This is a genomic window from Klenkia marina, assembly GCF_900101025.1.
Classification (GTDB): Bacteria; Actinomycetota; Actinomycetes; order Mycobacteriales; family Geodermatophilaceae; genus Klenkia; species Klenkia marina.
The window spans coordinates 329,536-341,472 of sequence record NZ_FMUH01000004.1; the positions used below are offsets into that span (position 1 = coordinate 329,536).

Annotated in this window: 10 protein-coding genes; 6 read left to right on the plus strand and 4 right to left on the minus strand. The window is 74.0% G+C overall.

What is annotated here, in order from left to right:
* Nucleotide 1 precedes the first annotated feature (1 nt).
* Complete coding sequence (locus BLP29_RS14015) at nt 2-244, minus strand: hypothetical protein (protein ID WP_092805456.1); 243 nt, start codon at nt 242-244, stop codon at nt 2-4.
* Nucleotides 245-295: 51 nt separating this feature from the next.
* On the minus strand, nt 296-1,054 hold the full coding sequence (locus BLP29_RS14020; protein ID WP_243469961.1) for an endonuclease/exonuclease/phosphatase family protein: 759 nt from the start codon (nt 1,052-1,054) through the stop codon (nt 296-298).
* 49 nt (nt 1,055-1,103) lie between these two features.
* On the opposite strand from BLP29_RS14020, the gene BLP29_RS14025 reads away from it, so the two are divergent.
* Nucleotides 1,104-1,988 (plus strand): NAD-dependent epimerase/dehydratase family protein, encoded by an 885-nt coding sequence (locus BLP29_RS14025; protein ID WP_092805674.1) that lies wholly within the window; start codon nt 1,104-1,106, stop codon nt 1,986-1,988.
* Nucleotides 1,989-1,991: 3 nt separating this feature from the next.
* On the opposite strand, the gene BLP29_RS14030 is transcribed toward BLP29_RS14025, so the two are convergent.
* Complete coding sequence (locus BLP29_RS14030; RefSeq protein WP_092805458.1) at nt 1,992-3,644, minus strand: alkaline phosphatase D family protein; 1,653 nt, start codon at nt 3,642-3,644, stop codon at nt 1,992-1,994.
* Nucleotides 3,645-3,704: 60 nt separating this feature from the next.
* Here BLP29_RS14030 and ftsY point away from each other — a divergent pair, with 60 nt between their 5' ends.
* Nucleotides 3,705-4,907: a signal recognition particle-docking protein FtsY gene (gene ftsY, locus BLP29_RS14035; protein WP_092805460.1), complete on the plus strand. Its 1,203-nt coding sequence runs from the start codon at nt 3,705-3,707 to the stop codon at nt 4,905-4,907.
* A 4-nt stretch (nt 4,908-4,911) separates the two neighbouring features.
* Here ftsY and nicT read toward each other — a convergent pair whose 3' ends face one another.
* A complete protein-coding gene (gene nicT / locus BLP29_RS14040) occupies nt 4,912-5,994 on the minus strand; it encodes a Nickel transporter NicT (protein ID WP_243469962.1) in 1,083 nt (360 codons plus the stop codon).
* A 213-nt stretch (nt 5,995-6,207) separates the two neighbouring features.
* Between nicT and BLP29_RS14045 the strand changes: the two genes are divergently transcribed.
* From BLP29_RS14045 to ffh, 4 genes are all read left to right on the plus strand, one after another.
* On the plus strand, nt 6,208-7,545 hold the full coding sequence (locus tag BLP29_RS14045; RefSeq protein ID WP_092805463.1) for an ammonium transporter: 1,338 nt from the start codon (nt 6,208-6,210) through the stop codon (nt 7,543-7,545).
* Nucleotides 7,545-7,883: a P-II family nitrogen regulator gene (locus BLP29_RS14050; protein ID WP_091066026.1), complete on the plus strand. Its 339-nt coding sequence runs from the start codon at nt 7,545-7,547 to the stop codon at nt 7,881-7,883. The genes BLP29_RS14045 and BLP29_RS14050 overlap by 1 nt, the downstream gene beginning before the upstream one ends.
* 94 nt (nt 7,884-7,977) lie before the next feature.
* Nucleotides 7,978-10,365 carry a [protein-PII] uridylyltransferase gene (locus tag BLP29_RS14055; protein WP_092805465.1) on the plus strand — a complete coding sequence of 796 codons (2,388 nt, stop codon included), beginning with the start codon at nt 7,978-7,980 and terminating at the stop codon, nt 10,363-10,365.
* A gap of 50 nt (nt 10,366-10,415) precedes the next feature.
* A complete protein-coding gene (gene ffh, locus BLP29_RS14060) occupies nt 10,416-11,936 on the plus strand; it encodes a signal recognition particle protein (protein ID WP_092805467.1) in 1,521 nt (506 codons plus the stop codon).
* The last annotated feature ends 1 nt before the right edge of the window (nt 11,937 follow it).

Here is an 11,937-nt window from a genome sequence, read left to right on the forward strand (position 1 = left end):
CTCAGGTGCCCGGGCGGCGCCAGGTGCCGTGGTGGGCGTCCTGGCCGCGCGGGGTGGCACCACCCAGCAGCTGCTGGCTCTCCCGCCGGCGGACCTCCCACCGGCGCGAGCTCGCGTCGGCACCCATCGTCGCCCCGCTGAGCGGGGTGGCACCGCGGCGGCGCGCATCCCGGTCGAACCACCAGGCGACCAGCAGCAGCCCACCGACGAGCAGTCCGATCGCCGTCCACACCAGCACGGTCATCGCGGTGCCTCCTGTCGCGGGGTCCGTGCAGCGTCGCACGACCGGGGCGGCTCAGCCCAGCTCGAGGTCGACCTGCAGGGGGTGGTGGTCCGAGCACCGCGAGCCGTCCAGGACGGCGGCCCCGGTCACCCGTACCTCGGGGGAGACCCAGACCTGGTCGATGCGCAGCCGGGGGCGCCGGGCCGGGTGGGTGAGCCCGAGGTCGCGCTTCCACAGCTGCCAGCCCGGGGCCTGGTCGTGGCGTCGGCCGGCCCGGGACCAGGCGTCGGCGAGCCGGCTGCGCAGCGGGGTCAGCTCGGCGGCGGCCGCCCCGCAGTTGAGGTCCCCCGCGACGACCGCGGCCCGCCCCGGTGCGGGCAGCAGGTCCACCAGGGCCTGGGCCTGGGCGGCCCGGGAGCGGGCGGAGTCGCTGGAGAGGTGGGTGGCCACCACGGTCAGCGCCCCGCCGGCCACGACCAGGTCGGCGCGCAGCGCAGCGCGGGGCTCGCCCTCGCCCGGCAGCCGGTGCGCGGCGTCGTCGGCCACGGGCAGCCGCGTCAGCAGCGCGTTGCCGTACCGCTTGGCCGGGCCCTCGGCCCGCTGCTTCTCGATGGCCGAGGCCCACACGAGCTCGCGGCCCAGCGCGCGGGCCAGCAGGTCGGCCTGGTCGACGCCCTGGCTGCGGGGGCCGAACGTGCGGTCGACCTCCTGCAGGCAGACGACGTCGGGGTCGGCCGCGGCGAGCACGGCGGCGATGCGCTCGAGGTCGTGCCGGCGGTCGTCACCGACCCCGTGGTGGATGTTGAACGTGACCAGGCGGACGGACGGCACACCCCAGCTTCCCAGGCGGGATCCGGGCCGGGCGGGTTGCATGGCCGGCATGCGCATCTTCTTCACCGGCGGCTCGGGCAAGGCCGGCCACCACGTGGCCCCGTTCCTCGCCGAGCAGGGCCACGAGGTCACCAACGCCGACCTCACCCCGCTGGGCCACGAGGGGATCGCCGACCTTCGGGTCGACCTCACCGACCTCGGCCAGGTGTACTCGGCGCTGGCCGGTGCTGCCCGGGCGTCCGAGCTCGAGGGCCCCGCCGTCCCCGCGTACGACGCCGTCGTCCACTTCGCCGCGATCCCGGCGATCCTGTTCGCCCCCGACGCCACCACCTACGCGACCAACATCCTCAGCACCTACAACGTGCTCGAGGCGGCCACCCGGCTGGGCATCGGCAAGGTCGTGTTCGCCTCCTCGGAGACCACCTACGGGATCTGCTTCGCCCAGGGCGAGCGGAAGCCGCTGTACGTGCCGGTCGACGAGGAGCACCCCACCGTGCCCGAGGACTCCTACGCCATGAGCAAGGTCGCCGGCGAGGTGACGGCCCGGTCGTTCCAGGCCCGCAGCGGTGCCGACGTCTACGGGCTGCGGATCAACAACGTGATCGAGCCGCACGAGTACGAGCAGCTGTTCCCGGCGTTCCTCCAGGACCCGGCGCTGCGCCGGCGCAACCTGTTCGCCTACATCGACACCCGCGACCTCGGGCAGATGGTGCAGCGCTGCCTCACCACCGACGGCCTGGGCTACGAGGTGTTCAACGTGGCCAACGCCGACATGTCGGTCGCGGCCACCGCGGACGAGGTGCGCGAGCGGTTCTACGACGGGGTCGAGCAGCGCCGTCCGATGGGCCCCGACGAGACCTTCTACTCCATCGAGAAGGCCCGCCGGCTGCTCGGCTACGAGCCCCAGCACTCGTGGCGCGACGTGCTGGGGTGACCCTCAGGCCAGCTCGGTGTCCAGCACCCGGGTGAAGCGCGGCCGGCCCTCGTCGTCCCGGCTGGTCGCCCACAGGCGGAACCGGGCGTCGCGGCCGGTGAGCACCAGCTCGCCGAGCTCGTTGCCGAAGAACGGCCCGGCCTGCTTGGCCCACTCCAGGCGGGTGCGCCGCACGCGGGCGGCCGTGGTGATCGACCCCGTGATCGCCCGGGCCCACCGGCTCCAGCCGATGCGGAAGCCCACCTCGATGGCGTGCGGGGCCTTGTTGTGCAGCGGCGAGACGGTCAGCTGGTGCACCCGGCTGGTCAGCCCGCCGGGGGAGACCAGCTCGGCGGCGTAGGCGTGGTGGACGTCGCCCGAGAGCACCAGCACCGTCGCCGGCGCCCGGCCGGCCTCGCCCCGGGCCACCGACACCAGGGCGCGGCCCAGCCGCTCGAAGGACTGCCCGAACGCCGCCCAGTGCTCCAGGTCGGCGGCCTGGCGGAGCTTCTCGGCCAGCCGGCCGACCAGCCGGCCGTGGTGGCGCACCGCCAGCGTCTCGTCCCACCGTTCGACGTCGTGGATGGCGTGCGGCAGCAACCACGGCAGCGAGGTGCCGACCAGCACGTGGTCGACGCCGTCGGCGGCGGCCTCGCGCAGCGCGTCCTCGACCCAGGTGAACTCGGTGTCGTCGAGGATCTGCCGGTCGTGCTCGGCGAGCACCCGCCCGGCTCGGCTGTCGACCATGACCAGCCGCACGTGGTCCCAGTGCCGCACGTAGCTCCACCGGAAGGCGGTGGGGTCGCCGTCGGCGCCCTCGGCCATCGCGGTGAGCATCGGCCCGGCGTCGTCGTGCCCCTGCATCGCCTGCCAGGTGGCGTTGTCGGCCAGCTCGGCCGGCGACAGGTTGCCCAGGTGCTGGTAGACGAAGTAGCTGGTCAGCCCACCGGTGATCCGCGTGCGCCACCAGGGTTCGCCCTCGATGCCCGCCCGCCACGCGGCCGAGGTGTTCCAGTCGTCGATCATCTCGTGGTCGTCGAAGATCATCGCCGACGGGATGGTCGACAGCAGCCAGCGCACCTCGGGGTCGCCCCAGGACTCGCGGTAGAGCCGCGTGTACTCCTCGAAGTCCGCGGCCTGGGGGCCCGGCGGCAACGAGAGGTCACGGCGCGACGCCATCCAGGCCTGCGTCGCCGGGGTCGTCTCGTCGGCGTACACCTGGTCACCCAGCAGCACCAGGGCGTCGGGCCACTCGCGCTCGGGGGTGCCGGCCAGCTGTGCTGCGTAGCAGTCCAGCGCGTCGGGCGGGATGCCGTCGCGGGCGTCGACCGAGGCGGGGGTGGCGTACCGGCACGACCCGAAGGCGATGCGGAAGGCGCCGGCGCCACCGGGCGTGCGGATCCGGCTCGGCGGGAACGCGCTGTGCCGCGGCGGCCAGACCTGGTGCTCGTCCAGGTGCACCTCGTACGGCGTGGTGCTGCCCGGGGCCAGCCCCTCGACGACGACCAGGGCGAAGTGGTGCCCGCCCACCGTGAACGTGCGCGCAGCTGCGTCCAGCACGCGCACGGTGCAGGGGCGGTCGGTCTCCACCCAGACGGTCGCCGACACGGGGTCGACGTGCCGCAGCAGCGGGCCGAGCACGAGTCGCGGCGCGTCGGGTGCCGTCGTCCTGTCCACGCCGACAGCTTCGCCCACCGCGGCAGGTGGTGCCCGACGCGGGCTGGGAGACTGGACGGCATGGAGTTCGTGATCATCGCCGTCGCGATCGTCGTCGTCGCGCTGCTGGCCGTGGTCGGCCTGCTCGTGGGCCGCGGCCGCCGCACCACCCGCCTGGACGACGACGCCGCGCAGTCGCTCGGCCGGGGCACCACGCTGACCCGGCCCACGGACGACGCACCCCCCGCCGCGCCCCCGCTGACGGTCCCGCCGCTGGGCACCGAGGACGTCGCCGTCCCGCCGGTGGACCTCCCGCCCGCGCAGCCCGAGCCCGGGCTGGTGTTCGAGACCCCGCCGCCCTCGGCCGGCCGACTGGTACGGCTGCGCAGCCGGCTGGCCCGCTCGCAGTCCTCCCTGGGCCGCGGCCTGCTCACCGTGCTGTCGCGGGAGAAGCTCACCGAGGACGACTGGGAGGAGATCGAGGAGACGCTGCTGGCCGCCGACGTCGGAGTGGCCGCGACCACCCAGATCGTGCAGCGGCTGCGCACCCAGTCGCTGGTGCTGGCCACCGGCGACGGCCCCGCGCTGCGCGAGCTCCTGGTGACCGAGCTGACCGCGGTCCTGGGCCCCGACCTCGACCGCTCGCTGGCCACCGACCACGACCTCGACCGCCCCGCGGTGGTGCTCGTGGTGGGCGTCAACGGTGCCGGCAAGACCACCACCTGCGGCAAGATCGCCCGGGTGCTGGTGGGCGATGGCCGCAGCGTGCTGCTGGGGGCGGCCGACACCTTCCGCGCCGCCGCGGCCGACCAGCTCGAGACCTGGGGCGAGCGGGTGGGTGTGCCCACCGTGCGCGGGGCCGAGGGCGGTGACCCCGCGTCGGTGGCCTTCGAGGCCGTCAAGACCGGGCGCGCCGCGGGGGTGGACGCCGTGCTGGTGGACACCGCGGGCCGGCTGCACACCAAGAGCGGCCTCATGGACGAGCTCGGCAAGGTCAAGCGGGTCGTGGAGAAGCAGAGCCCGGTCGACGAGGTGCTGCTGGTGCTCGACGCCACGACGGGTCAGAACGGCGTCGTGCAGGCCCGGGTGTTCACCGAGGCCGTCGCGGTCACCGGCGTGGTGCTCACCAAGCTCGACGGCACCGCCAAGGGCGGCATCGTCGTCTCGGTGCAGCGCGAGCTGGGCATCCCGGTGAAGCTGGTCGGGCTGGGGGAGGGCGCCGACGACCTGGCCCCCTTCGAGCCCCGCGCCTTCGCCGAGGCCCTGGTCGGCCCGGGCGTGTGACGGGTCAGGCGGAGTAGCGCTCCTCGACGCGGCCGTAGCGCCAGACGGCGAGCGCCACCCCCCAGGTGAGGGCGAACAGGCCGACGATGCCGAAGCCGACGTAGTCCAGGTCCCACGAGGCCAGCCAGGCCAGCGGGCCCGCGGTGATCCCGAAGCGCTCGACCAGCAGGCCGATCAGCACCAGCGAGCCGACGCCCAGGGCCACGGTCACCGACAGCACCGTCACCGTGAGGTTGTAGAAGACCTTGCGCACGGGCTTCACCAACGCCCAGCCGTAGGCCCGGGTCATGAGCACGCCGTCGGCGGTGTCGAACAGGCTCATCCCCGCCATGAACAGCACCGGCAGCACGACGATCGCGTACCAGGGCAGCACGAAGGCCGCCGACCCGGCGATGAGCACCAGGAGCCCGACCTGGGTGGCGGTGTCGAAGCCCAGCCCCATGAGCAGTCCGACGGGGTAGAGGTGCCACGGCTTGGACACCCGGCGGGTGACCCGGCCGAGCACGCGGGCCATGAACCCGCGGTTGTGCAGGTGGTGCTCCAGCGCGGCCTCGTCGAGCGTGCCCGAGCGCATGCCGCGCAGCACCTTGGCGATGCCGACGACGGCGACCAGGTTCATGAGGCCGATGACCAGCAGGAACGCCCCGGCCACCAGGGTGCCGACCAGGCCGAGCACCTGCGCCGCGCTCGAGTCGCCGTCCTGGATGACCCCGGCGACCGACTGCACGCCGACGGCCAGCAGCACGCTGGCGACCAGCACGACGCTGGAGTGCCCGAGGGAGAACCAGAACCCGGTGCTGACCGCGGGGGTGCCGTCGCCGACCAGCTTGCGGGTGGTGTTGTCGATCGTGGCGATGTGGTCGGCGTCGAAGGCGTGGCGCACGCCGAGCAGGTAGGCGGTCAGCCCGACGCCGACGCCCAGCACCCCGGCGCTGCCGAGGTCCAGGCGCTGCGGGGCCACGGCCAGCACGAGCACACCCCAGCCGAGCACGTGCAGGCCGACGACGACCGCGGCCATGGTGGTGATGCTGCGCTTGTCCCGGCGGGTGAACCCCCGCGTCGCGGGCGCGTCCAGGGTGGAGGTCACGGGCGGACCTTAGTGCGAAGAGGTTGCAGTTGCCCACGGGAGCCCCCGGCGGCCGGGCCGCGCAACAGCCCCGCAACACAGGAGGGCGACACGCGCACGGGAGTTCACGGGTGCGAAACACGTGTGCGCCGCATCCGGAAACACGGGGTCGGCACCGTATCGGCACACCCCCGACGCGGCCGATGGGCCCACGACAGTGATCTGGAGGTTGCCGTGGTCAACACCGGCGACACCGCCTGGATCCTCACCAGCGCGGCTCTCGTGCTGCTGATGACCCCGGGCCTCGCGCTCTTCTACGGCGGCATGGTCCGCGCCAAGAGCGTCCTCAACATGATGATGATGAGCTTCGGCGCCGCCGCGCTCATCAGCGTGCTGTGGGTGCTCTACGGCTACTCGATCGCTTTCGGCAACGACGTCGGCGCCGGTCTGCTGGGCAACCCCACCGAGTTCCTGGGCCTCAAGGGCCTCATGGAGGACCTCACCACCGACGCCGGTGGCTACCCGGTCATGGCCTTCGTCGGCTTCCAGGCCGTCTTCGCCATCATCACCGTGGCCCTGATCTCGGGTGCCATCGCCGACCGCGCCAAGTTCGGCGCCTGGATGGTCTTCGCCGGCGTCTGGGCCACGATCGTCTACTTCCCGATCGCGCACTGGGTCTTCGACTTCACCCTGACCGACGACGACGGCACCGTCACCCACGTCGGCGGGTGGATCGCCAACAACCTGGCCGCGATCGACTTCGCCGGCGGCACCGCGGTGCACATCAACGCCGGTGCGGCGGGCCTGGCCCTAGCCCTGGTGCTGGGCAAGCGCCGCGGCTTCGGCCGCGAGGCCATGCGCCCGCACAACCTGCCGCTGGTCATGATCGGTGCCGGGCTGCTGTGGTTCGGCTGGTTCGGCTTCAACGCGGGCTCCGCGCTGGCCGCCAACAACACCGCCGCGGTGGTCTGGGTCAACACCCTGGTCGCCACCGGTGCGGCCGCGCTGGGCTGGCTGCTGACGGAGAAGATCCGCGACGGGCACTCGACCTCGCTGGGTGGCGCCTCCGGCGTCGTCGCCGGCCTGGTCGCCATTACCCCCGCCTGCTCCGCGGTCTCGCCGATCGGCGCGATCATCCTGGGCGTCCTGGCCGGTGTGCTCTGCGCCCTGGCCGTGGGCCTGAAGTACCGCTTCGGCTACGACGACTCGCTCGACGTCGTCGGCGTCCACCTGGTCGGTGGCCTCTGGGGCACCGTCGCCATCGGCTTCCTGGCCGACCCCGACGCCCCCGCCGGCGTCGAGAGCCTCCTCTACGGCGGCAGCGTCGACCAGCTGTGGCGCCAGGTGGTCGGCGCGCTCGCCGTCCTCGTGGTCTCCTTCGTGGTCACGTACGTCATCGGGCTCGTCATCGAGAAGACGATGGGCTTCCGCATCACCGAGGAGGACGAGGTCGCCGGCATCGACCAGGTCGTGCACGCCGAGTCCGGGTACGACTTCACCAGCCTGAGCGGTGGGAGCGGGTCCGCCCTCCACCAGGCCACCACCGCCAAGACCGTGGAGGGTTCGCACTGATGAAGCTGGTCACCGCGATCGTCAAGCCGTTCAAGCTCGACGACGTCAAGAACGCCCTGGAGCTCATCGGCATCGCCGGGCTCACCGTCAGCGAGGTGCAGGGCTTCGGCCGGCAGCGCGGGCACACCGAGGTCTACCGCGGTGCGGAGTACCAGGTGGACTTCGTGCCCAAGGTGCGCATCGAGGTCGTCGTCAGCGAGCACGACGCCGCCCGCGTCGTCGACGCGGTCGTCGAGTCGGCCTCCACCGGCCAGATCGGCGACGGCAAGGTCTGGGTCACCACGATCGACGAGATCGTGCGGGTCCGCACCGGCGAGCGCGGGGCCGACGCCCTGTAGCCGGTCTCTGCACGTCGGCGTCGGCCGGGGTGGTGGGTCCTCCACCGCCCCGGCCGACCTCGTCCCCAGCCCCTGCTCCCGTGAGAGGTGCCCCGTGGCCGATGCCGTCCCCGCGCCCGCCGTCCCCGCCCCGTCCCCGGCCGACCTCGCGGCGCTGTCCCGCCCCGAGCGGGTGACCGCGCTGGACACCTGGCTCACCGGCCTGCTGGACGCCGCCCTCGCCGCGGCCCCGCACCCGACCGGCCGACGCGGCCAGCCGGCCCCGCCGCCGGGCACCGGTGTCGCGCTGGTCGCCGTCGGCAGCCTGGGACGGCGTGAGCCGGCACCCCACGGCGACCTGGACCTCGTGCTGGTGCACGACGGGCGGGCCGGGATCGCCGAGCTGGCCAACGCGCTCTGGTACCCGATCTGGGACGCCGGGCACAAGCTGGACCACTCGGTGCGCACCGTCGCCGAGGCCGTGCAGGTGGCCGGCACCGACGTCAAGGCCGGGCTGGGCCTGCTCGACGTCCGGCACGTCGCCGGGGACGCCGAGCTGGCCACGGCCCTGCGCTCGGCCACGCTGGCGTCGTGGCGGCAGTCGGCCGGCCGGTTGCTGCCTGAGCTGCGCGACCTGCGCAGGGGCCGCAGCCGCACGGTGGGCGAGCTGGGCTTCCTGCTGGAGCCCGACCTGAAGGAGGCCTACGGCGGCCTGCGCGAGGGCCAGGTGCTGCGGGCGCTGTCGCTGGCCCAGCTGACCGACGCCGCGCCCGCCGACGCCGAGGACGCCTACCGCCTGCTGGTCGACGTCCGCGACGAGCTGCGCCGACGGGCCCGGCGCGGCACCGACGTCCTCGTGCGCCAGGAGCAGCCCGGCGTCGCGGCGGCCCTGGGCCTGCCCGACGACGACGTCCTGCTGCGGCAGGTCAGCCTGGCCGGTCGCCGGCTGGCCTTCGTCGCCGACGAGACCTGGCGCCGGGTCGACGCCGCGCTGGTGCGCCGGCCCCGGGCCCGCTACCGCCGGGTGCGCCGCGAGCCGCTGGCCGAGGGGGTCGTGCGGCACGGCGACGAGGTGGTGCTGGCCCGCGACGCCCGCCCCGCCGCCGACCCCGGGCTGGTGCTGCGCGGTGCCGCCGCGGCCGCCCACGCAGACCTGCTGCTGTCCCCGTACACGCTGCGCGTGCTGAGCGCGCACTCCCCGGCGCTGCCCGAGCCGTGGCCGGCGGAGGTGCGCTGGTCGTTCCTGCGGCTGCTGGCCAGCGGGCGCAGCGCCGTCCCGGTGCTCGAGCAGCTGGACCAGGAGGGCCTGCTCACCCGCATGCTGCCCGAGTGGGACCGGGTGCGCTCGCTGCCCCAGCGCCACCCGTGGCACCGGTTCACCGTCGACCGGCACCTGGTCGAGGCGGCCGCTGCCGCGGCCGAGCTGACCCGCGACGTCGACCGACCCGACCTGCTGCTGGTCGGCGCGCTGCTGCACGACATCGGCAAGGGGTGGCCCGGCGACCACTCCGAGGTGGGGGCAGTGGTCATCACCGAGATGGCGACCCGCATGGGCTTCACCGCCCCCGACGTCGCCGTGCTCGCGGCGATGGTGCGCCACCACCTCGTGCTGCCCGACGTCGCCACCCACCGCGACCCCGACGACCCGGCCACCATCGACCGGGTGGTCGAGGCCATCGACGGGGACGCGGCCCTGCTGCACCTGCTGCACGCCCTGGCCCAGGCCGACGGCGCGGCCACCTCCACCGCGGCCTGGTCGCCGTGGAAGGCGCACCTGGTCGCGGCCCTGGTCGGCCGGGTCGCGGCCCGGCTGGGCTCGAGCGTCGAGCCGGAGCCGGTGCTGGCCCCCGGCGACGCCCAGGTCGTGGCCCCGCCCCCGGAGATCCCCGGGCCCAGCCGCCCGGTCACCGTGGGCGTCGAGGACGTCGTCGACGGCCAGCAGGTGACCATCGGCGCGCCCGACCGACCCGGGCTGTTCAGCCTGTGCGCCGGCGTGCTGGCGCTCAACCAGCTCGACGTGCGGGCGGCCCGGGTGACCGTGGAGAACGGCTACGCCACCTCGGTGTTCGCCGTCCGGCCCCGGTTCGGGCGGGCGCCGGTGCCCGAGATCCTGGCCGACGGCGTGCGCGCGGCGCTCGAGGGCACGCTGCCCCTGGCCGAGCGGCTGGCCCAGCGCGAGCGGGACTACAGCCAGGACACCACGCGCGGCGCCCCGCCCCGGGTGGCCTGGTTCGACGCCGAGGCCACCGGGGCGGCGAACACCCTGGTCGAGGTGCGGGCCACCGACCGGGCCGGGCTGCTGCACCGGCTCACCGCGGCGCTGGCGGGGGAGGGCCTGGACGTGCGGGGGGCCACCGTCGAGACGCTGGGGGCCGACGCCGTCGACGCGTTCTACCTCGCCGACCCGTCGGGCACCCCGGTGGACGCCGGGCAGCGCGAGCGGGTCGAGCGGGCGCTGCTGCTGGCCGCGGCGGGGACGGCACCCGACCCGGCTCGGCACTGAGCACGGATACCCTGGGGAGCCCGCTGGTCCACCGCTGCTAGGGACGTGTTGTGTTCGAGACCCTCTCCGACCGGCTCGACAAGGTCTTCACGGGGCTGCGCGGCAAGGGCCGGCTCTCCGAGGCCGACATCGACGCCACCGCCCGCGAGATCCGCATCGCGCTGCTGGAGGCCGACGTCGCGCTGCCGGTCGTGCGCGAGTTCATCGGTGCGGTCAAGGAGCGTGCCCGCGGGGCCGAGGTCAGCCAGGCGCTGAACCCGGCCCAGCAGATCATCAAGATCGTCAACGAGGAGCTCGTCGGCGTCCTCGGCGGTGAGACCCGGCGCATCCGGTTCGCCAAGACCTCGCCGACGGTCATCATGCTCGCCGGTCTGCAGGGCGCCGGGAAGACGACGCTGGCCGGCAAGCTGGGCCGCTGGCTCAAGGGCCAGGGGCACACCCCGCTGCTGGTGGCCTGCGACCTGCAGCGCCCCAACGCGGTCAACCAGCTCTCGATCGTCGCCGGGCAGGCCGGGGTCGACGTCTACGCGCCGCAGCCGGGCAACGGTGTCGGCGACCCGATCCAGGTCGCCCGCGAGTCGATCGAGCACGCCCGCCGCACCATGCACGACGTCGTCGTCGTCGACACCGCCGGACGGCTGGGCATCGACGCCGAGCTGATGGCCCAGGCCGCGGGGATCCGCGACGCCGTCCAGCCCGACGAGACCCTGTTCGTCGTCGACGCGATGATCGGCCAGGACGCCGTCACCACCGCGATCGCGTTCTCCGAGGGCGTCGGCTTCTCCGGCGTCGTGCTCACCAAGCTCGACGGCGACGCCCGCGGTGGCGCCGCGCTGTCGGTCCGCGGGGTGACCGGGCAGCCGATCATGTTCGCCTCGACCGGCGAGAAGCTCACCGACTTCGACGTCTTCCACCCCGAGCGCATGGCCTCGCGCATCCTCGGCATGGGCGACGTCCTCACCCTCATCGAGCAGGCCGAGCAGGCCTTCGACGCCGACCAGGCCGAGAAGATGGCCGGCAAGCTGGCCAGCCGCGACGGCTTCACCCTCGAGGACTTCCTCGAGCAGATGATGGCGATCCGCAAGATGGGGCCGATCGCGAACCTGCTCGGCATGCTGCCCGGGGCCGGGCAGATGAAGGAGCAGCTGAAGAACATCGACGACCGCGACCTCGACCGCACCGCGGCGATCATCCGGTCGATGACCCCCACCGAGCGGGTCAACACCAAGATCATCAACTCGTCGCGCAAGGTGCGCATCGCCAACGGTTCCGGGGTCACGGTCACCGAGGTCAACGCGCTGCTCGACCGGTTCGTCCAGGCGCAGAAGATGATGGGCCAGATGGCGGGCTCGATGGGCATGCCCGGCATGGGCCCGATGTCGAAGAAGGCCCGCGGTCGCCAGCAGCAAGCGGTGGCCCGCAAGGGCAAGAAGGGCGGCAAGAAGGCCCCCGCGCGCCGGCAGATCGGCGCGGGACCCGCCATGCCCCCGGGCGGGATCCCGGGGCTGCCGCCCGGACAGGCGATGCCCGACCTCTCCAAGCTCGACTTCAGCCAGTTCAAGGACCGCTGAG